Genomic DNA, 25,560 nt, shown 5'->3' with positions numbered 1-25,560 from the left:
CGTACGCTCCCGAGGCGACGCGGCCCGTCGAATTCCAACTGTGGTTGGAAAACGGCGGCACGGTCGGACAACCGCACCCGAAAGCGACCGCCGCACCCGAAACAGCCCGGCTCACCCACAGCCGCACCCGATAACGACCGCCGCACCCGTAATTTCGCGCGCGACGGTCGGTTTTGGGTGCGGCTGTGTTCGTGGAGCACCGTCCGGGCACGACGAAGGGCCCTCCCCGTACGGGAAGGGCCCTTCGTTGTTGATCAACCAGTGATCAGTCCTCGTCCTCCGGCTTGTCCACCACCAGGGTCTCGGTGGTGAGCAGCAGGGAGGCGATCGAGGCGGCGTTGGCGAGCGCGGAACGCGTCACCTTGACCGGGTCGATCACACCGTCGGCGATCAGGTCGCCGTACTTGTCGGTGGCCGCGTTGTAGCCCTCGTTCGGGCCCAGCTCGGCAACCTTGGAGGTGATCACGTAGCCCTGCTGACCGCCGTTCTCGGCAATCCAGCGCAGCGGCTCGACAACGGACCGGCGCACGATGCCGACACCGAGCTCCTCGTCCTTGTCCAGGCCGAGGCCGCCGTCGAGGGCGGAGGCAGCATGCACCAGAGCCGCGCCGCCACCGGCGACGATGCCCTCCTCGATCGCGGCGCGGGTCGCAGAGACCGCGTCCTCGATCCGGTGCTTCTTCTCCTTCAGTTCGACCTCGGTGGCCGCGCCGACCTTGATCACGCAGACACCGCCGGCGAGCTTGGCAACCCGCTCCTGCAGCTTCTCCCGATCCCAGTCGGAATCGGTCCGCTCGATCTCGGCGTTCAGGGTGGCGACCCGACCGGCCACGTCCTCGGCGTTACCCGCGCCGTCGACGATGGTGGTGTCGTCCTTGGTGACGACGACCCGGCGAGCCCGGCCCAGAACGTCCAGACCGACCTGATCCAGCTTGAGGCCCACGTCGGAGGTGACGACGGTGCCGCCGGTCAGGATGGCGATGTCCTCGAGCATGGCCTTACGACGATCACCGAAGGCCGGAGCCTTGACCGCGACCGAGGTGAAGGTGCCCTTGATCTTGTTCACCACCAGGGTGGAGAGCGCCTCGCCGTCCACGTCCTCGGCCACGATGAACAACTTGCCGGACTGGCCGATGACCTTCTCCAGCAGCGGCAGCAGATCGTTCATCGAGCTGATCTTGCCCTGGTGGATCAGGATGTACGGATCGTCCAGCACCGCTTCCTGGCGATCGGCGTCGGTGACGAAGTACTGGCTGATGTAGCCCTTGTCGAACTGCATGCCCTCGGTGAACTCGAGTTCGGTACCGAAGGTCTGCGACTCGTCGACGGTGATCACACCGTCCTTGCCGACCTTGTCGAACGCCTCGGCGATCAGCGAGCCGATCTCCTCGTCACGCGAGGAAACCGTGGCGACCGATGCCATGTCGGAGGTGGTCTGCACCTCGCGGGCGTCGGAACGCAGCCGCTCAGTGACCTTCTCCACTGCGGCGTCGATGCCCCGCTTGAGGCCGATCGGATTGGCACCGGCGGCGACGGCCTTCAGGCCCTCGTGCACCATCGCCTGCGCCAGCACGGTCGCAGTGGTGGTGCCGTCACCGGCGATGTCGTTGGTCTTGGTGGCGACCTCCTTGGCCAACTGCGCGCCGAGGTTCTCGTACGGATCGTCGAGCTCGACCTCACGGGCGACGGTGACACCGTCGTTGGTGATGGTCGGGGCGCCCCACTTCTTGTCGATGACGACGTAGCGGCCCTTCGGGCCGAGCGTCACCTTGACGGTGTTGGCCAGGGTGTCGACGCCCCGCTCCAACGCCTGACGTGCTTCCTCATCGAAAGAGAGGATCTTGGGCATTTGCTGTCCCTTCTCCTACTTATCGATTCACTTGCTGACGACAGCGAGGATGTCGCGGGCGTTCAGCAGCAGCAGGTCCTTGTTGTCGTAGCGAACCTCGGTGCCGCCGTACTTGCTGAAGATCACCACGTCGTTCTCGGCGACGTCGACGGGGATCCGCTTGCCGCTGTCGTCGACGCGGCCCGGGCCGATGGCCAGAACCTTGCCCTCCTGCGGCTTCTCCTTGGCGGTGTCCGGAATGACCAGGCCCGAAGCGGTGGTCTGCTCGGCCTCGAGCGGCTCAACGAGGATGCGATCCTCGAGCGGCTTGATCGTGACTGCCACGTTCAAACCCCTTTCACAATGTGAGTTGTCGGTTCATCGTGTTGGTGTGGCCGGGGCGTCGTCGCGGGTGCCGTCCCGTCCGGGTACAACTGGCACACTCACAGGGAGAGTGCTAACGCGAGATTAGCACTCGCTCATCGTGAGTGCCAGACGCCTCTCGGATCAGTCCAACCGCAGTCGACCGGTGTCGGTGCCGGCCGTCATAGTTGGCCGGGTGAAGAGCTCGTCAGCCGATCCGGTACGAAGTTCGGCCCCCGGAGCGCACGGGCACGAGGCAGCGCGCCACTCGACGCCGCCGCGCGGCATCCTCGGCCTGCCCGATCGGCTGCCGTATCAGGTCACGCGTACGCAGCCGAGCGATGAGCTGCGCTGGTGCATCGACCGGTTCTGGACCTCGGCCTGGCAGATCCCGCCGGGCCGGGCGGTGACCGCCCGGGTGCTGCCGCATCCGACCGTCAACCTGACCCTGGAGTCCGGCGAACTGGTGATCACCGGCGTTGCCCGCGGCGTCTTCAATCGGACCCTCACCGGGAACGACCGGGTCTTCGGCATCAAGCTCCGGCCCGGAGTCGCCCGGTTGCTGATCGATATCGAGGTCGGCGCTCTGTCCGGGCAGGGACAGCCCGCCGAGGCGGTGATGGGTCTGGCCGCCGAACTGGCCGAACAGTTGCGCGGCTGCCGTCGCGACCGGGAACGGATCGCCGTCACCGAAGCCTTGTTCGGTTCTCGGCTGGCCGGGCCGTCGGCGGAGCTGTCGTTGGTGCAGGAAGCCGTCGCCGCACTGACCAGCGATCCCGACGTCCGGCGAGTTCGCGACGTCACCGGGCAGCTCGGGGTCAGTGAGCGCACGCTGCAGCGGCTGTTCGCCGACTACCTCGGGCTCACGCCGGGCTGGGTGCTGCGCCGCGGCCGGTTGCACGCCGCCGCCGAGCGACTGATCCAGCTGGCCGCATCCGCGACCTCGGAGCGTACGGCGTTGGCCGACGTGGCCGCCGAGTTCGGCTACGCCGATCAGGCTCATCTGACCAACGACTTCACCAAGATCATCGGGCTGCCGCCGGCCAGCTGGCTCAGCACGCTGATCTCCGAACACCCCGCCGGCTGACCCCTTCCCCCTCCTCGCTGCTTCCCGCGCACCTGCGGCGCTGCCGCGCATGCTCCAACATGCGCGGGAGGACCGGAAGTGCGCGGGAGCGGGTTTGGCCGGGGCAGCCGGACCGGCCGTTCCTGCGGTTGCGTGCCCGGTTAGGTTCGGGGGATGGAGAAGAAGCCGCTTGTCCTCGAGATCGACCTCAGCCTCGGCCTGCAGGACGCCACTCCGCAGGATCCGTTGACGGCGCTGCGGGCGCGCAACACGCCCCGGCTCTCCCACATCATCTCCGGCCTACGGCATGCCGCCGGCGACGACGAGGTGGTGGCGTTGATCATGCACCTGACGCCGATGATCAAGGCGGCAGAGGCCGACGAACTGGCGATCGCGCTGCGTTCCTTCCGCGACGCCGGCAAGAAGGTGATCGCCTGGAGCGAGAGCTTCGGCGAGCTCGGGCCGGGCACCCTGCCGTACTACCTGGCGACGGTGGCCGACGAGATCTGGATGCAGCCCAGCGGAACGCTCGGGCTTCAGGGCATCGGGCTGGAGGTCGCCACCATTCGCGGCGTTCTGGACAAGATCGGCGCCGAGCCGCAGATCGGCCAGCGGCAGGAGTACAAGACCGCCGCCGAGATGTACACCGCGACCGAGATCAGTGAACCGAATCGGGAGATGACCGGTCGGATGTGCGCCTCGATCACCGAGCAGGTGATCAACGCGACCGCACAGGCTCGCCTGCTCACCCCCGAACAGGTCGCCGAGGCGATGTCGGTCGCTCCGTTGGCCGCCGAGGACGCGCTGCAGCGCAATCTGATCGATCACCTCGGCTACCGCGACGACGTCTATCGGTCGGTACGCGACTCGTACGGAGGTCGTGACGATGACGAGCAGGAAGAACCGCAACTCCGGCTGCTGTTCGCGCACCGGTACGCGCGTTCGCTGCCCAAGCAGGCGGTCAGCATGGCCAAGCGGCGGCGCAGTCCGATCATCGCCGTGGTCAACGTCAACGGCGCCATCGTCACCGGCCGCGGTCACGGCCAACTGCCGACGCAGCGACCGCAGGCCGGGTCCGATCTTGTCGCCGCCGCCCTCCGGTCGGCAGCCGACAACGACTCCGTCCGCGCGGTGGTGTTGCGGGTCGACAGCCCGGGCGGTTCGTACGTCGCCTCGGACGCGATCCGCGATGCGGTGCTGCGGGTGAAGAAGTCCGGCCGGCCGGTGATCGTGTCGATGGGCGCACTCGCGGCCTCCGGCGGCTACTTCGTGTCGATGGCCGCGGACCGGATCGTCGCCCTGCCGAGCACGCTGACCGGCTCCATCGGGGTGCTCGGCGGCAAGGTGGTGATCAAGGAAACCCTGACCAAGATCGGCGTCACTCGGGAGGCGATCGGCAGCCGTTCGGCGACCATGTTCTCCTCCGATCGCCGGTTCGCCGACGACGAGTGGGCACGCGTCGAGGGTTGGCTGGACGCCGTCTACGAGGACTTCACCCAAAAGGCGGCCGACGATCGCGGGCTCGACTACGCCGACCTCGAGGCCGTCGCCCGGGGCCGGGTGTGGACCGGGGCCGACGCCAAGGAACGCGGCCTGGTGGACGAGCTCGGCGGACTTCGTACCGCGGTCGAGTTGGCCTGCCGACGGGTCGGCACCGATGTTGATCATGTCCGGGTGCAGCAGTTCCCGCAGTTGCCGATGCTGGCTCGGTTCAAGCCGGCCGAATCGACCGAGTCGCTGGCCGATGCGGTGATCAGCGGGCCGCCGCCGGGACTGCTGGAGACGTTGACCACGGCGCTGGGTGTGCAGCAGGCCGGGGTGCTCTCACTGCCGTGGCGCTTCCGGTTCAGCTGATCACTCGTGATCGTCGGCGGCGATCCGGCGGGCGTGCAGCACCCTGGCGCCGCGCGGAGTTCTGCTGATGATCAAGGTCGCTGACTCGGGGCCGGCCGGTTTCAGGCGTTTGCGCAGCAGCGCCGGGTCGATGTCGATGCCGCGTTTCTTGATCTCCAACGTGCCGATGTGATGATCACGTACCCAGCGTCGCAGCGCCTTCTCCGCGTACGGAAGTTGCTCGATGATCTCGAACGCGCCGGCGTACGGAGTCATGATCAACTTCTCCGCGCTGAGGTAGGCGATCTGATCATCGAGCAGCCAGGCCGACAGTTCCTCGGCCAGGGTGCCGACCGCGCCGGCACGGATCACCGCACCGTCCGGTTCGTACAGGAACTGCCCCAGTGCTCGTACCGGCGTCGAGGTCGGGCGCGCAATCATCCGATGGTCGGGCATGATCAACGCCGCGCGCCGATCCGGCGTACTGCCCGGCCCGGAACGGAGGCAGACCTCGACGGTCTCGCCGTGGTCGGTCAGCCATTCGGCCTCGACGGCGTCCGGAATCTCCCGGTGTGGAAGGGCGGGCCCGAGCTTGACGGCGACCGGCCGGCCGGACGTCAACAGACCGGTGACGAAGGTCCAGGACGGCCGGAAGTCCTCGGTGCGCCACAGCCGGCCGGCACTGGTCCGCCGGGCCGGATCCAGGAAGACCGCGTCGCCGTCCTTGATCAACTCCGGGGCGAGCTGCTCGGCATCGCCGGTGAGCACCTCGACCGTACCCCGAAGTTGATCATGGACGGCGACGTTGGCGCGGGCGATCTCGGCCGTGTGCTCGTCGATCTCGACCGCGACCACCCGCAGCCCGGCCGCGGCGAACGCGAGTGCGTCGGTGCCGATCCCGCAACCAAGATCAACAACGCGGGATGCACCGGTCGCGGCGAGCCGACGGGCGTGATATTCGGCCACCGCCGGCCGGGTCGCCTGCTCCAGACCGTCCCGGGTGAAGAACATCGCCGCCGCCCGGTCGCCGAACTTGGCGATCGCCCGCCGCCGCAGCACCACCTGGTCGAGCGCGGCAGCCGCAACCCCGGGGCTGTGCTTGCGGCGCAGCCGCTGGGCCGCCGCAAGTGACGCCGGGTCGACCTCGGCCTCGGCGTCGGCCATAGCCTCGGCGGTCAGTGGTTCGGGCAGCACCAGGCCGACGTTACTGGCCCTCTTCGCGGTCGGGATGGGTGCCGCTGCCGCGATCTGGCCTGACGGCGAGACTCGCGGGGACAATCCACGCTGCGATCACACCATCACGGCGCTGCGCGGGGCGCGGACCGGGAAGTGCTGCATGCCGCGGATCAGGCTGCCGGGGCGGCGTTCGCGCGGGCCGGCCAGGGCGAGCTCGGGGAATTCGGTGACGATGGTGCGCAGCGCGATGCCGGCCTCGAGCCGAGCCAGGGCCGCGCCCAGGCAGTAATGCACGCCGCCGGAGAAGGACAGATGATCTTCGGCGTTGTCCCGATGCAGGTCGTATCGGGCCGGGTCGGTGAACACCGCTGGGTCGCGGTTCGCGCCGCCGATCGCGGTCATGATCCAGTCCCCCTGTTTGAACGGCACCCCGGCGACCTCGGTGTCGGCCGTCGCGAGCCGGCCGGTCCGCTGCACCGGCGAGTCGTACCGCAGGCCTTCTTCGATGGCCCGCTCGGCCAGCTCGGGCTGTTCGACCAGCATTCGCCACTGGTCGGGATTCGACAGCAGGGCCAGCACCGTGTTGCCGATCAGGTTGACCGTGGTCTCGAAGCCGGCGATCAGCAGCAGCGTGCACAGCGGGACCATCTCCTCCGGCCGTACGGTGCCGTCGGAGTTGACGATCCGGCTGACCACGTCGTCGGTGGGTTCCTTGCGTCGCAACTCGAAGATGCCGGCGAAGATCTCTGCCAGGCGTTTGCGGGTGGCGGCCAGCCGCTGCGCATGCGCCAGGGACTGGATGCCGCCGAGCGCACTGCCGAACTCGGTGCCGTGCCGGGCGAACTCGTCGGCGTCGGCATCGGGGATGCCGAGCAGGTCGGCGATCACGGCGATCGGCAGCGGCGCGGCCACCACCGACACCAGATCGAACGGATCGTCCCGAGGTACGTCCTTGATCAAGTTCTGCAGCACGGCCTCGATCCGCGGCGTGTAGCGGCCGATGGTGCGGACGCTGAAGTCGGGTGCGACCAGTCGGCGCAACCGAGTGTGGTCCGGCGGGTTCAGGTCCAGCAGGGACAGGCTCTTGTCCCGGGCGTCCTCGCCGACGCCGAAGTCGCGCGAGCGCAGCACCTCGTTGCAGATTTCATGATCAACTGTGACGAAGTGCCCGAACGGCGTCCTGGACACGCGGCCCCGGGAGCGGATCTGCTCGTACAGCGGATAGGGGTCGAGCCGGCCCGGTTCGAGTTGCAGCCGCGCCACCGGGTCGCGCCTCAGATAGCCGGACCAGAGCAGCCTGGCCTTGGTCCCGTACAACTCCTTGATGAACTGAAGCTCCTGCTTCTTGATCGGCATCAGCTTTCGCCGTTTAATCGCCATCAGCTCTTGCTGTTCGATCGGCATCGATCCGTCCTCACTCCCCTGGCTGCGGTACGAGGTCCATCCTGACCCGATCCTGGGTCCAGACAACCCCACAGATGTCATGTCGATCCGAGACGACAACTCAGCAACAACCCAGGCCGGCACGCGGAACCCTGGAAATGCGGACGCAGTCGGACGAAACGTCCACGTGGGGCCGATATTCGCCGGCTGCATCCGCATTCCCAGGATTCGGGGCAGCGACGTCCGCGCCGGCGGTTGTGAGGGACCGATAGCGTGCTCGGCGTGGGGATGACCGATGACTGACGCGGAGCCGCAGCGAGTGGCAGCGACTAGGGTCACCGATCGGCGCGCCCGGTTGGCCGTGACGATCGCGTTCGGCACCCAGGCGCTCCCGTTCGCCTCGTGGACGGCCCACATCCCCGCCGTCGCTGCCGATCTCGGCTTGGACAACGCCGCCCTCGGCACCGCACTGCTCGGGGCGCCGGTCGGCTCGGTGTTGTCGATGCCGCTCACCGGGCGGCTGCTGCCCCGAGTGGGCAGCCCCATCCTGGTACGGATCGCGATCGTCGGTTATCTGCTCGCCTGCTGTGGGATCGGGTTGGCTGGAGGGACGGTGACGCTGTTCCTCGCCCTGGCACTCTGCGGCTTCTTCCAGGGCTCGCTCGGTGTCGCGATGAACACCCAGGGCGTGACGATCGAACGCTCGATGAGTCGGCCGATCATGTCCGGGTTCCACGGCGCGTGGAGCATCGGAGCGCTCGGCGGCGCGATGATCGGTTCGGCCGCGGTGGCGGCCGGCGTCGGGTTGCTGCCGCAGCTGATGATCATGGCGGCGGTGTTGCTGGTGCTCAACGCGGCGGTGACCCGGAGCTTGATCGACGACCGCGACGCCGGGCCGCGGACTCATCAGCGGCGGGGACGCAGCTGGTCGCCGATGATCTTGCTGCTCGGCGGCATCGCGACCGCCTGCATGCTGTGTGAGGGCGCGGCTGCCGACTGGTCGGCCAAGTATCTGCGGGACAGCCTGCACGCAGATCCCGGCGTCGCCGGGCTGGCCTACGCCGCCTATGCCGCGGTGATGGTGGTGGTCCGGCTGTCCGGCGGCTGGGTGCTGTCCCGGCGGCCGGTCCGGACCGTGCTGCCGGTGCTGGCTCTGGTTGCCACGTTGGGAATGACGGCGGCGCTGGTGATCGGTACCCCGGCCGTGGCGATCATCGGATTCGCTCTGCTCGGCGCCGGCGTTGCCGCAGTGGTGCCGGCCGCCTTCACCGCCGCCGGACGGTTGTCGGCGAGCAACGCCGGAACCGCGATCGCCACCGTGTCGGCGCTCGGCTGGGCCGGTTTCATGATCGGCCCGCCGGCCATCGGCCACCTGGCCCAGGCGACCACCCTGACGATCGCGCTGGCCGTGATCCCGATCCTCACCGCCGCCGTCGCCGCCGCCATTCGTTTCAGCCCGGCCTTCCGCGGTCAGTGACGGCCCGGCTCACCCGGAGCCCGACCACTGCCGCACCAGGTGCAGCACAGCGCACCGGTTGCAGCCGGTGCGGCGTGCGGTAAGTGGTGCGGCTGATGGGTGGGACCCGGGTCCGCACCGGATCTGCAGAGCGGGCGGGAGACGGGCATGGTGGAGTCGGCGCCGAAGTCGAGGTCCGAGGGACGAAGATCACGACGCACCATCTCGGCGCCGAGGGCGGCGATCATCGCGCCGTTGTCGGTGCACAGGGCGGGCTTCGGGCGGCGCAGCCGGATGCCGTGTTCCTCGGTGCGTTCGGCCAGCAGGGCCCGGAGCCGACCGTTGGCCGCCACCCCACCGCCGATCAGCAGGTCCTCCGAGCCCAGCGCCGTACACGCCTCGACGGCCTTCGCGCTGAGCACGTCGCAGACCGCCTCCTGGAAGCTGGCGCAGACGTCTGCCAGGGGGATGTCCAGACCGTCGCGGCGGCGCAACTCGACCCAGCGCGCGACGGCGGTCTTCAGCCCCGAGAAGGAGAAGTCGAAGCGGTGCTTGACCAGGTCCTTCTGCGCGGTCAGGCCGCGCGGGAATCGGATCGCCTTCGGGTCACCGGCCTGTGCCGGATCGCCGTCTCCTCCTGCGACTCGGTCGATCACCGGGCCGCCCGGGTAGGACAGTCCGAGCAGCCGTGCGACCTTGTCGTACGCCTCGCCGGCGGCGTCGTCGATGGTGGCGCCGATCTCGATGATCTTGGTCGCCACGTCGTCGACCTGCAGCAGCGACGTGTGTCCGCCGGAGACCAGCAGCGCGACGGCCGGCTGCGGCAGCGGGCCGTGCTCGAGCAGGTCGACGGCGACGTGACCGGCCAGGTGATTGACCCCGTACAGCGGTTTGCCGGTGGCCAGCGCCAGCGCCTTGGCCGCCGAGATGCCGACCACCAGCGCGCCCATCAGCCCGGGCCCCGCGGTCACCGCGATCGCGTCGATCTCGGCCAGGTCGACGTCGGCGGTGGCCAGCGCGCGCTCCAGCGTCGGCACGATCGCCTCCAGGTGGGCCCGACTCGCGACCTCGGGCACCACGCCGCCGAAGCGGACGTGTTCCTCCACGCTGGAGGCCACCTCATTGGCCAGCAACTCATGCCCGCGGACGATGCCGACGCCGGTCTCGTCGCAGGAGGATTCAATCCCGAGGATCAGCGGTTCACTCACGCTCGTACCTCTCCAGCTCGATGATCTTGCACTCTTCGATGATCTTGAATGGGCAGGCTCATGATCACGGCGTCCCGGCCGGGGCCGTAGTAATCGCGGCGATTGATCAACTCGGTGAAGCCGAACGATCGATAGAGCGCGATCGCGGCGGCGTTGCCGGTCCAGACTTCTAAGATCATCTTCTCCGCAGCCCGGTGTCCGTCCAACGCGTTGTTGATCAAGGTACGGGCGATGCCGCTGCGACGCGCCCGAGGATGCACCACGATCCGATCGAGTTCCACGTCGTCGCCGGCGATCCGCAGAGCGATCGCACCGAGCAGCGGATCGGTACCGATGATCAGGACCTGCAGCGCCGGTTCGGTGAGCTCGGAACGCCAGCTCTGCTCGCTCCACTGCTCAAGGACCGGAAACCCGGCCCGTTCCAACTCCAAGAGCGCGGCCAGATCGGCAACCGTCGCTGCCCGCACCGAGTTGTCAGACCGTGGTTGGGCCATAGGCCAACTAGCTTCTGACAAGTCGGTCATGAAAGGACTCGAGGAAGTACGGATTTCCGCGGGCCGGGCGGGGCGGCGTCGGGACTGCGCAGATACAGCGGTTCGATGCCGGCGTCGGCCAGCTCCGATCCGACCAGCGCGAGCACACCGGCGTCGAGACTCACCGGGGCGTTCGCCGACGCCTGCAACTCCGGATAGATCTCGGTGGCCGGGCCAGCCACGGGCAGCTGTGGCAACTCGTCGGCCTTGCCGACGGACGGCCCGGCGACCCTGCTGCCGTCGGGGGCGTAGCGAGCCCAGTAGATCTCCTTGCGACGGGCGTCGGTGGCGATCAGGAAGTCGTCGGCCGGTGGCACGTCCGAACGCAGCCACTGCGCGGCCAGCACGTCCAGCGTGCAGACACCACGGACCTGAACGCCGAGTACGAAACCGATCGTCCTCGCTGTGGCGATGCCCACCCGCAGACCGGTGTACGGCCCCGGTCCGACCCCGACGATGATCTTGGTCAGCTGCGCTGTCGTCACGCCGGATTCCTTGATCAACTTCTCGATCAGCGGAGTGAGCTGTTCGACGTGCCGGCGCGGATCCTCGTACGACAACGAGCTCAGCACCTGCGAGCCGTCGGCCAACCCGACCCGTACCTCGGTGGCGGTGTCGATGCCGAGAATCAGTTGCTCAGGCACGGGAAACCGCCTCCTGGTCCAGGGACTCGGACGCACCCGGGTGGACGAGTTGATCAAGCTCGGCCTCGGTCCACCGATCACCGACGCCGGCGAGCAGCACGGTCCGGGTGTCGTCGGTCGGATCGGCGCTGCGCAGCACCATGATCTCCAACCGTTCGGGATTCAGACTCTCGGCGATTCCTTCGCCCCACTCCACCACAGTCACCGATCCTTCCAGCGACTCCAGCAGATCAAGATCATCGAGCTCGGCCGCGCTGGACAGCCGATAGGCGTCGACATGCACCAGATCCGGCCGGCCGGTGGACGACTGGTGGATGCGGGACAACACGAAGGTCGGCGAGATGATCTGCCCGGCAGCGCCCAGCCCGCGGCCGATCCCCTGGGTCAGGGTGGTCTTGCCGGCACCGAGATCACCGGTGGCGATGATCACGTCGCCGGCCTGCAGTCGGTCGGCGATCCGGGCGCCGAGGGCGTGCATGTCGTCGGTCGTCGGCACCAGCACCCGACGCGGCAGCGGCCGGCCGAGGACGACACCGTGCGGCACCTCGCGCACCACGGTGAAACCGCGATGTCGCCAATAGGTGATCAGCTCCGGGAACTCCTTGCGGGCCAGCAACTCGACCCGGATGCAGCCGAGCTCGGCGGCCAGCAGCTTGCACTCCTCCACCATGGTCGAGGCGATGCCGTGCCGCTGGAAGTCCGGATGCACCGACACCCGACGCAGCGTCGCCACGCGGTCATCGCCCGGCTCGATGATGATCGCGCCGGCAGGGCGATCACCGACCGTGGCGTAGACACCGGTGCCGGTGGCCAGCGCCGCGGCCACCGACTCGGGCGTCTCGCTGTCGGCCGTGGACGGCGGGTCCAGAGGCGGACGCGCGCCGAACGCGGCGTGGATGACCTCGACCATGCCGGCGGCGTGCTCGGCATGGGCGCGGTGGTAGATCGGAGTCGAATCGCTGAGGTTCATCGCCCGCTATGGTAAGCGGCCTGCTCTCGGCGTCCCGAACCGTTTCGCCGTCCCCGGTCCGAACGCGGGCCGTAACGATCGTCCCGGGAACGCCGATCGTCGCGCGGGCCCCGGCCGGGACCACGACGCGGGCCACGGCCGGAACGTACCGGCTGGCGGGGAGCGATCAGCTTGGCGTAGTCACGTTCGCCGATCCGCGGCCCGTCGGTCGGTACGGCGCCGGTCGCCTCGCCCAGGGCAGCATCGCCCGGCCGGGCGTCCAGCTGGGTCGCGGCGACGCCGGCGTCCTTGGCCAGCCGGCGTACCTGGCCACGCTGGTTGGGCAGTACCAGGGTGACCACCACGCCGGTCTGTCCCGCGCGGGCCGTTCGCCCGGCCCGGTGCAGGTAGGTCTTCGAATCGGTCGGCGGATCGACCTGGAGAACCAGCCCGACCTCGTCCACATGGATACCGCGAGCGGCCACGTCGGTGGCCACCAGCACCGGCAGGCTGCCGGTCTTGAACGCCTCCAGGGTCCGATTCCGGGCGCCCTGCGGCAGACCGCCGTGCAAGGCGCCGGCCATCACCCCGGCGTCGCGGAGCTGTTCGGCGACCCGGTCGGCGCCGAGCTGGGTCCGGACGAAGATCACCGTCCGGCCGTCCCGATTGGCGATCTCGGCGGTGATCGGACGCTTGTCCGCCGGTGCGACCGGCAGCAGGTAGTGCGCCATCGTGTCCACCGAGGCCTGGGCGCTGTCCACCTCGTGGGTGCTCGGATCGCTCAGGTAGCGTTCGACCAGCCGGTCGATGCCGCGGTCCAGGGTGGCCGAGAACAGCATCCGCTGGCCGTCGGCCGGAACGGCGTCCAGCAGCGTGGTGACGTCGGGCAGGAAGCCGAGGTCGGCCATGTGATCGGCCTCGTCCAGCACGGTGATCTCGACCGAACCGAGCAGCAGGGCGGCGCGATCCATCAGGTCGATCAGCCGGCCGGGGGTGCCGATGACGATGTCGACGCCCTTGTCCAGGCCGTTCAGTTGCGGGCCGTAGGACATGCCGCCGGCCACCAGCTGAGTCCGCAATCCGACGGTGCGCGCCAGCGGCGCCAGCACGTCGGAGACCTGGGTGGCCAACTCGCGGGTGGGCAGCAGGATCAGGCCGCGCGGGTCACGGCCGGGACGCTCACCGGCGGCCAGCCGGGTCAGCATCGGCAGGCCGAAGCCGAGCGTCTTGCCCGACCCCGTACGCCCCCGGCCGAGCACGTCGCGGCCGGCCACGGCGTCCGGGATCGAGGCGGCCTGGATCGGGAACGCGGCGACGATGCCGTCGGCGCCGAGCCGATCGACCAGCGGTTGGGCGACACCCAATTCTGCGAAACCGACCGCGTCGGCCGTGGTCAGCGACGTCGCCGCGTCCGGTGCCGGTGCTTCGGTCGCCGCCGGTGCTTGGCTTGCGAGCGTGGGCTCTACCGGCGTACGACGGGTGCGATCATCGGTCTGACGATCTTGATCGCTGCGCACCCGATCAGTGCGGTCGAAGGATCGGCGGTCGCCGGCGTACGAGCCGCGATCGCTGCGCTCAAGGCGGTCGCGATCGTTGCGCTGGTTCGTCCGCCGGTCGTCGAAGCGGGCCCGCTCGCTCCGATCACGGTCGGACCGATCGAAGGAGCGACGGTTGTCCCGATCGTACGTGCGGTCGTCGCGGCTGTTCGAGCGGCTATTTCTGCGGTTGCGGTCGTCTCGATCGTACGGGCGGCGGTCGTCCCGCTGGAAGGAACGGCGGTCGTCTCGATCGTACGGGCGGCGGTCGTCCCGCTGGAAGGAACGGCGGTCGTCCCGATCGTTGCCACCGCGATCGTCGCGGTTGTACGGGCGATCGTCACGATTCCAGCGACGGTCGTCACGATCGTTGCGGGCACGATCATCCCGGTTGAACGGACGGCGCTCGTCCCGCCCGAATGAACGCCGGTCGTCGCGATCGTAGCGGGCGCGATCGTTACGGTCGCGGTCGTCCCGGTTGAACCGAGGACGGTCATCCCGCTCGTAGCGGGTGCGATCGCCGCGGTCGTAGGAGCGGCGGTCGTCACGCTGGGTGCGGAAGTTCTCGGCCCGTTCGGCGGCCCGGCGCTCCTCGCGATTGCGTGGAGCGGCGTATTCCAAGGCCCGGCCGGATCCGACCTCGTCGGCTCCGCCACGGCGGCGCGGCTTGCGGCCCTTCGCCGCCCGCTCGGCGGCGGTCCAGCGATGCTTCTTCGAGGAAGGGTTCGATCGCTGGTGCTTGCCGGGCTTGTTGCTGGTGGACTTGCTGGACTTCTGGCCCGCCGACTTTCCGGCAGGTGCTGCTGCAGACATGCATCTCTCTTCTGCGCCGGTGGCTCACCGGCGATCGGGCGCACGCGCCCGAGGAGGCTTCCGGCCTCGTGAGTGGACGCACGCATCATTGAGTCGTGGCTGCAGTCCCGGCGTAGGCACGCCTCGGCCCGTTCGGTTTCGGGTGGACAGAAAGTGAAGGAAATGCGGGGCATCGGTGCATCCACCGGCCCCGGCCGCCCTCGGCAGCCGCGATCACTCATCCTACCGGCTCGCCCCGCTCACTCCCAATCGGTGCCATTGCCCCGGACCGTGCCGCTGATGACACCCGGTCGCTCCTGAGTGGCCGCGTCGACGTGGGCGGCGGCAAAACGGTAAGGATGTGGGAGCAGATGCTTACGCCCCAGTAGTCGTCATTCTGGCCGACTGCTCCTGCATTCTCACCGGTTGGCCGCGTCGATCTGCCGGCGGGGTGCACCATCCGCGGCCGGGATCGCAGCCCTCCGGCCGGCACATTTCGCAGCGCCGGCAACCAGCTACGGCGCGCCTATCGGTAACAACGTCGGACGGGATGGCTCGTACCCCTCGGAAACGGTGGAGTTCGGCCCATCCCGTCCGACGTTTTTGCCGATGTCCAACCGGCGAACGGCTCAGGACCCCTGGAGCGGGGTTCGCTGTCGACCCGAGCGGTCCGGGCCAACGCGGTCCCGACCAAGCGCCGAGGCCGGGTGTTCGGGGGTCTCCGCGCGAGACGTGGATGGGCCTGGCCGTCCGCACGATGCCGATCGACCGGCCGAACCAGCAGCCAGAATTCCCAACCAGACAAGCGATCCAGGGCATTGTGCGGACTGGTTGTCTGCGCGGAGCGAACCGAACACCCGACCGGACCGCACCCAGCTCAGGGCCCTGGGCTTGCGTTGCCGGCCCTTCGACAAGCTCAGTGCCCGGGGTTGCCTTGCCGGCCCTTCGACAAGCTCAGTGCCCGGGGTTGCGTTATCGGTCCTTCGACAAGCTGAGGCCCCGCGGTCGGGGTCACGGGCTCAGCGTGGCAGCGGGCCGGTGTACGCCTTGCGTGCTTCTTCGACCCGAGCCATGTTCTGCTGCGACCAACTGCCGAGGTCGGCGAAGATCGGGGCCAGGCTGCGGCCGAGTTCGGAGATCTCGTACTCCACCCGCGGCGGCACTTCGGCAAACTGGCGGCGTTCGACCAGACCGTCCCGCTCGAGCTGCCGGAGCCGAGAGGTCAGCACCTTCGGCGTGATCGTGGCCAGTCGTCGTTCCAACTCCACGAATCGCAGCGGGCCGTTCTGATGCAGTGTCCACAGGATCGGCGTGGTCCAGCGGCTGAAGACCAGATCGACGACGGGGCTGATCGGGCAGGCCTGCACCGGGTCGTAATCCGACGGAGATCCCGGACGGTTGATGGTTTCGGTCATGGCGCCCCTTCTGCTCGGACAGTCACTTTCCACCAGGAACGTACTGCCGACCCTTCTCTAGCGTTCTCATCATGATCATCATCACCGGAGCGACCGGAAACGTCGGCCGCCATCTCACCGAAATCGTCGCAGCCTCCGGCCACCAGGTGGCCGCGGTCTCCCGTGGTACGTCTGCCCCGCCGCCGGACCACCCCGGCATCACCTCGTTCGTCGCAGATCTGACCGATCCCGATTCCCTCGAGCCCGTGCTGCAGCGGGCCGACGCGCTGTTCCTGGTGGTGCCCGGGGACGGCTCAGCAATCGACGGACCGAAGCTGCTCGATCGCGTTGCCCGAGCCGGAGTACGTCGGGTGGTTCTGCTGTCGTCCCAGGCCGCGGGTATCCGCCGGTCCCACGATGCGATGCTTGCCCTGGAAGACGACGTACGCCGGTCAGGGCTGGAACACACGATCCTGCGCCCCGCAGGCTTTGCCAGCAACACGCTCGGCTGGGCGCCGTCGATCATCGACCGGAGCACCGTCTTCGCACCGTTCGCCGAGGTGGCGCTTCCGGTGATCGACCCACTGGACATTGCCGAGGTGGCTGCGATCACCCTCACCCAGGACGGCCACGACGGCGCGACCTACCTGCTCACCGGCCCAGAGGCGATCACGCCCCGTCAGCAAGCTGCGGCCATCGGGCGCACGCTCGACCGGCCGATCGACTTCGTCGAACTGACCCGGGAGCAGGCGCTTGATCAACTTCTGCGGATGATGCCGGCACCGGTGGCCGAGGGCACGCTTGCCATCCTGGGCGGCCCGACCCCGCTGGAGCAGCAGGTCAGCGAGGCGGTGCCGAAGATCACCGGCCGCCAACACAGCTATCAGGATTGGGCGCGCCGGCACACCGCGGCCTTCGGCGGGTCAACACCGCCGAACTCATGATCACGATCGCGTGATGTGCTGAGTCGCACGATCGATCAAACGGTCGAGGAAGGTGTTCACCTTCTGGTGGTGCTCGATCATCGCCATGTGGCCGGACTGGTCCAAGATCAACTTCTCCGCCGCCGGAAGATGATCGAGGATCACCCCGGTGTGCCGGTACGGAGTGACCAGGTCCTGCCGGGCGCCGACCACGGCGGTCGGCACGGTGTTGATCACGGCGAGGCCGGCGGCTTGGTCGAGTTCGGCGAAGGCCGGGTAGAAGTCGGCCACGACCTCCAGTGGTGTCTGACCGAGCATGTCCGACATGAACTGCACGTACGACGGCGGCACCGGTGACGGGAAGGTCATCCCCCGCGTCACCAGGTAGGCCAGATCCGAGCCGGCCTGCCGGGTCTGTTCGACCACCGTCGGGATCCGGTTCAGCGCGGCCATCGCCGGCTCGGCCAGCCGGGCGGCGGCACGGCTCGGCAGACCGCGTACGGGATGCGGGTCGAGCAGGTCGTCGGCCGACGTACACACCAGCCCGACGCCGATGATCGGCCCGATCCCGTCGACCGGCACCGCTGCGTTGTCACCGGTGAACCATGCGGGGTGTTGCCTGGCCAGTTCCATGATCGTCATGCCGCCCATCGAGTGACCGATCAAGATCACCGGACCGGGGCCGGCGACCTCGCGCAGGATCTGAGCAAGATCATCGGCCAACTGCGGGATCCGGCAGCGATCCGGCGAGGACCGCCCCGAACGGCCGTGGGATCGCTGATCGTAGAAGATCATCCGATATCGGCCGCGGAAGTGCTTTCGCTGGAAGTGCCAGCAGTCCAGGCTGAGTGCGTAACCGTGCACGAACACCAACGTGGGCTGTGCGGATCCGAGTCGCGGTCCTTCGACAAGCTCAGGACCCCGGTCGTTGCGTTGCGGTCCTTCGACAGGCTCAGGACCCTGTGGTCGCGTCTGGGGTCCTTCGGCGGGCTCAGGACCCTTGGGGTCGACTTCTGCATGCAACCGGACGCCGTCGGGGGTCTGCACGGAAACCCCGTCGGAGCGCAGCGCGAAGAAGTTTTCCTGCGGCTCGGCCAGCTCGGAGCGCAGCCGTCGGCCGATCAGCGCCCGTTCGAGTTTGAGCCCCACCGCGAATCCGCCGACGGCGAGGGTGGCGGCGCCGGCGACCAGGCCGACCCCCGATCGTCTGCTCATCGGTTCCCTGCCTGCGGATCGTGATCATGATCAGCAACGATTCGGCGCGGCACCCGGGCGCCGATCCTGGTGACGATCTCGTAGCCGATGGTGTCGCAGGCCTGCGCCCAGTCCTGAGCAGTCGGGCCGCGGTCCGCGCCGGAGAAGATGATCACTTCGTCGCCGATCTGGTCCTCGGCATCCGGTCCAAGATCAACAACGAACTGGTCCATGCAGACCCGGCCGCGGATCGGCGCGCGGCGGCCGCCGACCTGAACCTCGGCCCGGTTGCTGGCGTGCACCGGAATGCCGTCGCCGTAGCCCAACGGCACCAGTCCGACCACCGTGTCGTGGTCGGCGATCCAGGTGTGACCGTACGAGACCCCCTCGCCCGCGGCGAGCGGCTTCACGTTGACCAGTTGCGCCCGCAGCGTCATCACCGGCTCGAGTTCCAGCCCGGCGGCCACGGCCTGCCCGGGAACGGGCTCGATGCCGTAGCAGCCGATGCCCAGCCGGACCAGGTCGTAGCGGGCCTCGGGCAACGTGATCGCACCCGCGGAGTTGGCCAGATGCCTGACCTCCGGCGTCAGCCCGGCCTGCTGGGAAACGGTGAGCGCCTCGGCGAAGGCCTGCTGCTGCCGGGCGACGGACGGATGCCCGGGCTCGTCGGCGGCCGCGAAGTGCGACCAGATGCCGGTGACAGCCACGGCGCCGGCTCGTTCCGCGTCGGCGGCCTCGGCACAGAGATCGGGCCAGTCCCGCATCGGCGATCCGTTCCGGGACAGCCCGGTGTCGACCTTGAGCTGGACCCGCGCAGTGGTCTTGATCGCGGCAGCCGCGGCGACCACCGAGGCCAGCTGCTCCGGGCTGTGCACGGTGAGGTCGATGTCCGCCGCGACGACCGGTTCCAGATCCTCGTCCGGACCGTACAGCCAGCACAGCAGCCGCCCGCGGTCTCCCGACGCGCGCAGCGCCAGCGCCTCCGTCGGCGTCGCGGTGCCGACCCAGGCTGCGCCCGCGGCCCGGGCTGCGGCAGCACAGTTGATCATGCCGTGGCCGTACCCGTCGGCCTTGACCACAACCATGATCGACACGTCTCCGACGTGATCATGAAGCCGGCGAACGTTGCGCCGGAAGGCAGCGAGATCAACCTCCGCACTGGCTGTCCGGGCGGCGATCCCCGCGGTCCGATCGGAGGTCATCGACGCCCGGCCCCATGATCATCACCGGACCGACCGATTTCATGATCAACTTCGTACGGCGGTTGCGGCTGCAGACGGCCCAGCACGATCGCCACCTGCTCGGCCAGGCGCTGCGGCGGCACCGGGCCCGGCAACGACGCGGCGGCCACGGCCTGCACCGACGCGGCCAGGGCCCCGGCCAGCTGCGCCGGCACGCCGGCGGCCAGCAGCGTCGTACAGATCCCGGCCAGTACGTCGCCCGAGCCGGCCTGCGCCGTCCAGGCCGGTCCGCCGACGGCGATCAGCGCCGATCGACGTCCCGGTTGCGCGACGATCTGGGTGGATCCCTTCAGCAGCACGGTTGCGCCGGTCCGGTCGGCGCCGCGATGCGCGGCCGTCAGCGGATCGGCCTCGACCTCGGACCGGTCGCAACCGAGCAGCCGGGCCAGCTCGCCGGCGTGCGGGGTGAGCAGCCAGTCCGCGGACATTCCCCTGCTGGGTAAGCGTTGCAGCCCATCGGCGTCCACGACACCCGGCAGCCCGCTGTCCAGTCCGCGGGAGATCACCTCGGCCCCGTCACTGCGATCCCCCCAGCCGGAGCCGTACAACATCGCCTGCACCCGACCCTCGGCGTACACCACATTGGGCAGCGCACCGGTGAGCACCCGGCGCGCCTCCTCGCCGCCGTGGAATCGCACCATTCCGGCACCCGAGAAGACCGCACCGTGGGTGGCCAGGATGCCCGCACCCGGATACTGCGTCGACCCCGCATCGATGCCGACCACGCCCCGGGTGTACTTGCTGCTCCGGGCGTCCGGATAGGGCCAGCGCCGGGCAAGATCAACTTCATCCAGTACGTCGATCGCGGTGACCGCGTTGTCCGGCCGGAAACCAAGATCAATACGGACGATCCGGCCGCAGTTCCCCTTCGCCGGTTCGATCACCTCGCACAGCTTGGCCGCACCGAAGCTCACCGTGACCGTTGCCCGAACGGCAGCCGACGGCACGGCGCCGGTGTCGGCGTCCACCCCGGACGGAAGATCGACGGCGACCACCGGCACGTCGCACTCGTCCAACCTGCGGGCGATCTCGGCCACCTGGTCGGGCAATCCCGGTCGGCCGCCGATGCCGAGCACACCGTCCAACCCGAGATCGAACCCGTCAAGATCAACTTGCCCGAGTTGATCTTGATCGAGCAGCCGGCCACCGGCAGCCAGCAGTGCGGCAAGGCCCCCGGGATGCGGGGTGCCGAGCAGACCCAGGGCGATCACCCGAGCGCCGCGGCGAGCCAGCCGGGCACCGGCGAACAACGCGTCCCCACCGTTGTTGCCGCCACCGACCAAGATCAACACCCGGGCGCCGTAGACCCGTCCGCGACGGCGGGCCAGCTCCTCGGCGGCCACCGCCGCCACCGCGCCGGCCGCCTGTTGCATCAGGTCCTGCGCCGGGTCGGCGTCGATCGCCGCCGTTTCCAGTCGCCGGATGTCATGCACCGGGTAGGCGGTCAGCATGATGGCGGCTCCTTGGCAGTGATCATGGTGCTCAGGCCTCGCAGATCACGAACGCCGAGGCTATCCCGGCGTCGTGCGACAACGACACGTGGATGTTGGCCACGCCGAGGGCGGCGGCGCGGGCGGCGACGGTTCCTCGTACTCGGAAGGAGGGCTTGCCGACCTCGTCGGTCTCGATCTCGGCGTCCAGCCAGGACAGACCGCTCGGCGCGCCGAGCGCCTTGGCCAGCGCCTCCTTCGCCGCGAACCGGGCGGCCAGGGAGGCCATCGGCTTGGTCGCCTCGGTGCTGGTGAACAGCCGCTTCACCAGGCCGGGCCGGCGTTCGATCGTCTCCGCGAAGCGGGCGATCTCACACACATCGATGCCAACCCCGATGATCATGGCCGCCCTCCTGCTCACTCCACCGTGACCGAACTCATTCCACCGTGACCGACTTTGCCAGGTTCCGCGGCTGATCGACATCGTGACCCTTGCGGGTCGCCAACTCACAGGCGAAGAGCTGCAGCGGCACGGTGGCCAGCACCGGCTGCAGCAGGGTGGAGACCTTCGGCAGCCGGATCCAGACGTCGGCCAACGGCTCGATCTCCGGATCGTCCTCCTCGGCCAGCACCACCGTCAGCGCACCGCGGGCGCGGATCTCGGCGATGTTGGAGACCACCTTGTCGTGCAACATGTCCCGCCCCTTCGGCGGCACCACCACGAACACCGGCAGCCCGTCGTCGACCAGCGCGATCGGACCGTGTTTGAGCTCCCCGGCCGCGAATCCTTCGGCATGGATGTAGGCGAGCTCCTTCAGCTTGAGCGCGCCCTCCAACGCCACCGGATAGCCGACGTGCCTGCCCAGGAACAGCACCGACGGCTGCTCGGCGAAGTCGCCGGCCAGCTTGAGCACCGGTTCGGATTCGTCCAGCACCCGCTGCAGCGTTGCCGGCATCTCCTCCAGTTCGGCCATCAGCCGGGCGATCTCGTCGCCGAACAGGGTGCCGCGGACCTGCGCCAGATAGAGCCCGAGCAGATAGCAGGCGACCAGTTGGGTGGTGAAACCCTTGGTCGAGGCGACCCCGATCTCCGGTCCGGCGTGGGTGTAGATCACCGCGTCCGACTCGCGCGGAATGGTGGAGCCGTTGGTGTTGCAGATGGCCAGCACCTTGGCGCCCTGTTCGGCCGCATGTCGTACGGCCATCAGCGAGTCGGCGGTCTCCCCGGACTGACTGATGCAGACCACCAGGGTGTTCGGGTTGACGATCGGGTCGCGGTAGCGGAATTCGTGCGCCAGCTCGACCTCACAGGCGATCCGGGTCCAGTGCTCGATCGCGTACTTGGCGACCAGGCCGGCATAGAAGGCGGTGCCGCAGGCCACGATGATGATCTTGTCGATCCGCCGCAGCTCGGCCTCCGACATCCGCAGCTCGTCCAGCCGGAGCGCCCCGTCGGTGTCGTAGCGGCCGAGCAGAGTGTCGCCGATCGCCTTCGGCTGCTCGTAGATCTCCTTGCGCATGAACCAGTCGAAGCCGTCCTTCTCGGCCGCCGACAGGTCCCAGTCCACGTGGTAGCGACGGACCTCCGCCGGACGTCCGTCGAAGCCGGTCACGTCCACCCGGTCGGCACGGATCTCGACCACCTGGTCCTGCCCGAGCTCGATCGCCTCCCGGGTGTGTTCGATGAAGGCGGCCACATCCGAACCGAGGTAGTTGGCGCCGTCGCCGACGCCGACCACCAGCGGTGAGTTGCGGCGGGCGCCGACCACCACCTCCGGATCGTCCCGATCGATCGCGACCAGGGTGAAGGCGCCGGCCAGCCGGTTGCACACCGTACGCATCGCCGCGGCCAGCTGCTGCCCGTCGGCCAGCTGCTGTGCCAGCAGGTGGGCGACCACCTCGGTGTCGGTGTCGGAGACCGGCTCGATGCCGGCTGCCTGCAGCTCGGCGCGGAGCGCGGCGAAGTTCTCGATGATGCCGTTGTGCACGACCGCGACCCGACCGTCGTACGAGAGATGCGGGTGTGCGTTGCGGTCGTTGGGTACGCCGTGGGTCGCCCACCGGGTGTGCCCGATGCCGACGCCGTCCTTCGGCAGCGGCTCGGCGTCCAGCAGCTCGACCAGGTTGGCGATCTTGCCGGCCTTCTTCGCCGTCGCGATCCGCCGCGGCCCCGGCGCACCGTCGGCCGGCTGACCGGTCACCACGGCCACCCCGGCCGAGTCGTAGCCGCGGTACTCCAGCCGTTTCAGCCCGGCCACGATCACTTCCGCGGCCGAACCCGCGCCCACATATCCGACGATCCCGCACATGGTCGGTCAGGCTACCGTCGGCAGGCCGCGTTCGACGGATCCGCCCGGCGCACCAGCAACCGCAACGGGGATAATCAGGCCGTGCCGAATCGCCCCGAGCTCAGCGACACCGCCAGCCCGTACGTGGAACGCAGCCGCGCCGACTGGGCCGCGCTGGCGAACTCCACCCCGATGCCGCTGACCGCCGAAGCGCTCGGTTCGCTGCGCGGCATGCAGGACCCGACCAGCCTGGACGACGTCCGCGAGGTCTACCTGCCGCTGACCCGGCTGCTGGCCACCTACGTCAAGCACACCGGAGACCTGCACCAGGCCAGCAACGAATTCCTCCGGCTCTCGGTCGGCCGGACCCCGTTCGTGATCGGGGTGGCCGGTTCGGTGGCGGTCGGCAAATCCACCACCGCGCGGCTGCTGCAGGCCCTGCTGGCCAGTTGGCCCGATCATCCTCGGGTGGAGTTGGTCACCACCGACGGTTTCCTCTTCCCGAACGCGGAGCTGGAACGGCGCGGAATCATGTCCCGCAAGGGCTTCCCGGAGTCGTACGACCGCACGCGCCTGCTGCGGTTTGTGATGGACATCAAGTCCGGCAAGGACGTCGTCACCGCACCGGTCTACGACCACCTCAGCTACGACATCGTGCCCGGTGAACAGATCGTCGTCCGCCGGCCGGACATCCTGATCATCGAGGGTCTGAACGTGTTGCAGCCGGCCCGGCCGCGACCGGACGGCACCACCGGCCTGGCGCTGAGCGATTTCTTCGACTTCTCGGTCTACATCGACGCCCACACCGACGCGATCCGGCAGTGGTACGTGCAACGCTTCCTGGAATTGCGGCAGACCGCCTTCACCGACCCGCGGTCCTTCTTCACCCGCTACGCCGGGCTGAGCGACGAGGACGCCGTCCCGACCGCCGAAGGCATCTGGGACTCGATCAACGGCCCCAACCTGGCCATCAACATCCTGCCCACCCGAGGCCGAGCCACCGCCGTCTTGCGCAAGAGCGACGACCATCGGGTCGAGTGGGTGCGTATCCGCAAGCTCTGATTGGATTCGCGGTCGAGTTGGGTGCCGCTGCCGCGATCTGGTCTGGCGGCTCACGTTTGCGAGGGGCGACCCTCGCGCTCCCGCCGTGGTTAGCTTGTCAGCCGCTCACGCCGACTCCTTCGGAGTCGGTCTCGCGCCAGGGCGCTCGACGTGCGTTCAATCCGGCCTTCAAGCGTTCGTGGTGGCGGCGGTCAGACCCAAGCAGTGGGCGGCGCGGGTCTCGACGTTGCGTTCAATCTGACTTTCAAGCGTTCGTGGTGACGGCGAGTGGGTGCAAGCTGCTGGTTGCCACTCTGCGGAAGCTCAGATTCACAAACCTGGGCATCCGCCGGACTCTGGGGGGTCTTGGAGTTTGCGCATCAGGTCGCGTACGTGGTCGCGGGCGGTGGCCCAGCAGTGCGAGCCGTCGCCGTCGGCGAAGAGCCGCTCGATCTTGCGGGCGACCTCGGTGGCCGACTGGTAACCGAAGGTGCCGGCCGAGCCGGCCAGTTGATGGGCGACGTCCTTGGCCACCACCCGGTCGGCGGCGGTCAGCCCGTCCTGTTCGGCCGCGGTCACCCAGCCGGCCAACTCCTCGGCCCGGCAGAGGTTGCGCTCACGCGCCCGATCGAAGATCTCGTGTACGCGATCCAGGGGGTCCGCCTCGGCCGCGCTGACGTCGGACTCGGTCGGGCTCATTCGGCCCACCCGAGGATGGTGCGGATCTGACCGGGCAGCGCGATCGGATCGAACGGTTTGCCGATCACCCCGGCCACCCCCAGTCCGTCGAGCTGGTCGTCGTCGCGCCGTTGCTGCAGCTTGGCCGACAACAGGATCACCGGCACGTCCTTCTCACCGCCCGCCTCGCGCAACCGGGCCAGCGTGGTCGCGCCATCCATCCCCGGCATCATCATGTCCAACAGGATTGCATCCGGGCGGCGTTCTTGCACCTGCTCCAGCGCCTCGACTCCGCTGGCTGCAAGGTGCACGTGCCAGCCGCCGACCAGTTCGAGGGTCAGCTGTATCACTTCACGAATCGAGGCGTCATCGTCGACGAGCAGCACGTCTTTGGTGGTCATGCCTTCACCGCCGCATTCTTGTCTTTTCCCCGGTTTCGGCTCCGCACGCGCTGCACGATCTGTATCCGACGAGCTGGTTGACTCCGACGTCCAGCGCGATCCCCGAGTTGAGCCGATGGCACCCGACATCGTAGTAGGTAGCATGACCGGGGCAACGTGAGCCCGGTCATGATGTCTGCTGCGAAACAACGCAACGGAGGAGCT

General features: G+C 68.8%; 21 protein-coding genes and 1 pseudogene. 5 read left to right on the top strand and 17 right to left on the bottom strand.

Annotation, left to right across the window (positions count from 1 at the left end; genetic code table 11):
- Nucleotides 1-265: 265 nt before the first annotated feature.
- Together groL and groES are read right to left on the bottom strand one after the other, a co-directional pair.
- Nucleotides 266-1,849, bottom strand: coding sequence for a chaperonin GroEL (groL, locus tag FOE78_RS06510; protein ID WP_143985573.1), 1,584 nt, complete (start codon nt 1,847-1,849; stop codon nt 266-268).
- Nucleotides 1,850-1,876: 27 nt separating this feature from the next.
- A complete protein-coding gene (gene groES / locus FOE78_RS06505; RefSeq protein WP_143985572.1) occupies nt 1,877-2,173 on the bottom strand; it encodes a co-chaperone GroES in 297 nt (98 codons plus the stop codon).
- A gap of 214 nt (nt 2,174-2,387) precedes the next feature.
- Here groES and FOE78_RS06500 point away from each other — a divergent pair, with 214 nt between their 5' ends.
- Together FOE78_RS06500 and sppA are read left to right on the top strand one after the other, a co-directional pair.
- Nucleotides 2,388-3,278 carry a helix-turn-helix domain-containing protein gene (locus tag FOE78_RS06500; protein ID WP_143985571.1) on the top strand — a complete coding sequence of 297 codons (891 nt, stop codon included), beginning with the start codon at nt 2,388-2,390 and terminating at the stop codon, nt 3,276-3,278.
- A 153-nt stretch (nt 3,279-3,431) separates the two neighbouring features.
- A complete protein-coding gene (sppA, locus tag FOE78_RS06495) occupies nt 3,432-5,111 on the top strand; it encodes a signal peptide peptidase SppA (protein ID WP_143985570.1) in 1,680 nt (559 codons plus the stop codon).
- On the opposite strand, the gene FOE78_RS06490 is transcribed toward sppA, so the two are convergent.
- Both FOE78_RS06490 and FOE78_RS06485 read right to left on the bottom strand, forming a co-directional pair.
- Nucleotides 5,112-6,284: a class I SAM-dependent methyltransferase gene (locus FOE78_RS06490; RefSeq protein ID WP_228266081.1), complete on the bottom strand. Its 1,173-nt coding sequence runs from the start codon at nt 6,282-6,284 to the stop codon at nt 5,112-5,114.
- A gap of 96 nt (nt 6,285-6,380) precedes the next feature.
- Nucleotides 6,381-7,670 (bottom strand): cytochrome P450, encoded by a 1,290-nt coding sequence (locus FOE78_RS06485; protein ID WP_210414848.1) that lies wholly within the window; start codon nt 7,668-7,670, stop codon nt 6,381-6,383.
- A 298-nt stretch (nt 7,671-7,968) separates the two neighbouring features.
- Between FOE78_RS06485 and FOE78_RS06480 the strand changes: the two genes are divergently transcribed.
- On the top strand, nt 7,969-9,126 hold the full coding sequence (locus FOE78_RS06480) for an MFS transporter (RefSeq protein ID WP_210414847.1): 1,158 nt from the start codon (nt 7,969-7,971) through the stop codon (nt 9,124-9,126).
- Nucleotides 9,127-9,254: 128 nt separating this feature from the next.
- On the opposite strand, the pseudogene tsaD reads toward FOE78_RS06480, so the two are convergent.
- The 6 genes and pseudogenes from tsaD to FOE78_RS06450 form a co-directional block, all read right to left on the bottom strand.
- Nucleotides 9,255-10,313 (bottom strand): annotated as a pseudogene (gene tsaD / locus FOE78_RS06475) (tRNA (adenosine(37)-N6)-threonylcarbamoyltransferase complex transferase subunit TsaD); the annotation flags it as partial.
- Entirely contained in the window at nt 10,310-10,807 is a 498-nt protein-coding gene (locus tag FOE78_RS06470; RefSeq protein WP_168207409.1) for a GNAT family N-acetyltransferase, read from the bottom strand. The pseudogene tsaD and the gene FOE78_RS06470, both read right to left, overlap by 4 nt.
- Before the next feature lie 26 nt (nt 10,808-10,833).
- Nucleotides 10,834-11,490: a tRNA (adenosine(37)-N6)-threonylcarbamoyltransferase complex dimerization subunit type 1 TsaB gene (tsaB, locus tag FOE78_RS06465; RefSeq protein ID WP_143985566.1), complete on the bottom strand. Its 657-nt coding sequence runs from the start codon at nt 11,488-11,490 to the stop codon at nt 10,834-10,836.
- A complete protein-coding gene (gene tsaE / locus FOE78_RS24540) occupies nt 11,483-12,460 on the bottom strand; it encodes a tRNA (adenosine(37)-N6)-threonylcarbamoyltransferase complex ATPase subunit type 1 TsaE (protein ID WP_323125714.1) in 978 nt (325 codons plus the stop codon). Before tsaE ends, tsaB begins: the two co-directional genes overlap by 8 nt.
- Entirely contained in the window at nt 12,457-14,787 is a 2,331-nt protein-coding gene (locus FOE78_RS06455) for a DEAD/DEAH box helicase (RefSeq protein ID WP_143985565.1), read from the bottom strand. Before FOE78_RS06455 ends, tsaE begins: the two co-directional genes overlap by 4 nt.
- A 998-nt stretch (nt 14,788-15,785) precedes the next feature.
- A complete protein-coding gene (locus tag FOE78_RS06450) occupies nt 15,786-16,181 on the bottom strand; it encodes a winged helix-turn-helix transcriptional regulator (RefSeq protein WP_143985564.1) in 396 nt (131 codons plus the stop codon).
- 71 nt (nt 16,182-16,252) lie between these two features.
- Here FOE78_RS06450 and FOE78_RS06445 point away from each other — a divergent pair, with 71 nt between their 5' ends.
- A complete protein-coding gene (locus FOE78_RS06445) occupies nt 16,253-17,104 on the top strand; it encodes an NAD(P)H-binding protein (protein WP_143985563.1) in 852 nt (283 codons plus the stop codon).
- On the opposite strand, the gene FOE78_RS06440 is transcribed toward FOE78_RS06445, so the two are convergent.
- The 5 genes from FOE78_RS06440 to glmS are packed head-to-tail and all read right to left on the bottom strand — an operon-like array spanning nt 17,105 to nt 23,257.
- Entirely contained in the window at nt 17,105-18,298 is a 1,194-nt protein-coding gene (locus FOE78_RS06440; protein ID WP_143985562.1) for an alpha/beta fold hydrolase, read from the bottom strand.
- Nucleotides 18,295-19,479: an alanine racemase gene (gene alr, locus FOE78_RS06435; protein WP_143985561.1), complete on the bottom strand. Its 1,185-nt coding sequence runs from the start codon at nt 19,477-19,479 to the stop codon at nt 18,295-18,297. The genes FOE78_RS06440 and alr overlap by 4 nt, the downstream gene beginning before the upstream one ends.
- Nucleotides 19,476-20,969: a bifunctional ADP-dependent NAD(P)H-hydrate dehydratase/NAD(P)H-hydrate epimerase gene (locus FOE78_RS06430; RefSeq protein ID WP_143985560.1), complete on the bottom strand. Its 1,494-nt coding sequence runs from the start codon at nt 20,967-20,969 to the stop codon at nt 19,476-19,478. Before FOE78_RS06430 ends, alr begins: the two co-directional genes overlap by 4 nt.
- 31 nt (nt 20,970-21,000) lie before the next feature.
- A complete protein-coding gene (locus FOE78_RS06425; RefSeq protein ID WP_143985559.1) occupies nt 21,001-21,351 on the bottom strand; it encodes a holo-ACP synthase in 351 nt (116 codons plus the stop codon).
- A 34-nt stretch (nt 21,352-21,385) separates the two neighbouring features.
- Nucleotides 21,386-23,257 (bottom strand): glutamine--fructose-6-phosphate transaminase (isomerizing), encoded by a 1,872-nt coding sequence (gene glmS, locus FOE78_RS06420; protein WP_143985558.1) that lies wholly within the window; start codon nt 23,255-23,257, stop codon nt 21,386-21,388.
- Between the two features lie 81 nt (nt 23,258-23,338).
- Here glmS and coaA point away from each other — a divergent pair, with 81 nt between their 5' ends.
- Nucleotides 23,339-24,298 carry a type I pantothenate kinase gene (gene coaA / locus FOE78_RS06415; protein ID WP_143985557.1) on the top strand — a complete coding sequence of 320 codons (960 nt, stop codon included), beginning with the start codon at nt 23,339-23,341 and terminating at the stop codon, nt 24,296-24,298.
- A 309-nt stretch (nt 24,299-24,607) separates the two neighbouring features.
- On the opposite strand, the gene FOE78_RS06410 is transcribed toward coaA, so the two are convergent.
- Nucleotides 24,608-24,976 (bottom strand): Hpt domain-containing protein, encoded by a 369-nt coding sequence (locus FOE78_RS06410; RefSeq protein WP_143985556.1) that lies wholly within the window; start codon nt 24,974-24,976, stop codon nt 24,608-24,610.
- On the bottom strand, nt 24,973-25,485 hold the full coding sequence (locus tag FOE78_RS06405; RefSeq protein ID WP_210414846.1) for a response regulator: 513 nt from the start codon (nt 25,483-25,485) through the stop codon (nt 24,973-24,975). Before FOE78_RS06405 ends, FOE78_RS06410 begins: the two co-directional genes overlap by 4 nt.
- Nucleotides 25,486-25,560 lie beyond the last annotated feature (75 nt).

It is taken from the genome of Microlunatus elymi, assembly GCF_007362775.1.
Classification (GTDB): Bacteria; Actinomycetota; Actinomycetes; order Propionibacteriales; family Propionibacteriaceae; genus Microlunatus; species Microlunatus elymi.
The sequence above is the reverse complement of the archived record's forward strand: the minus strand, read 5'-3'. Positions and strand labels throughout refer to the sequence as shown.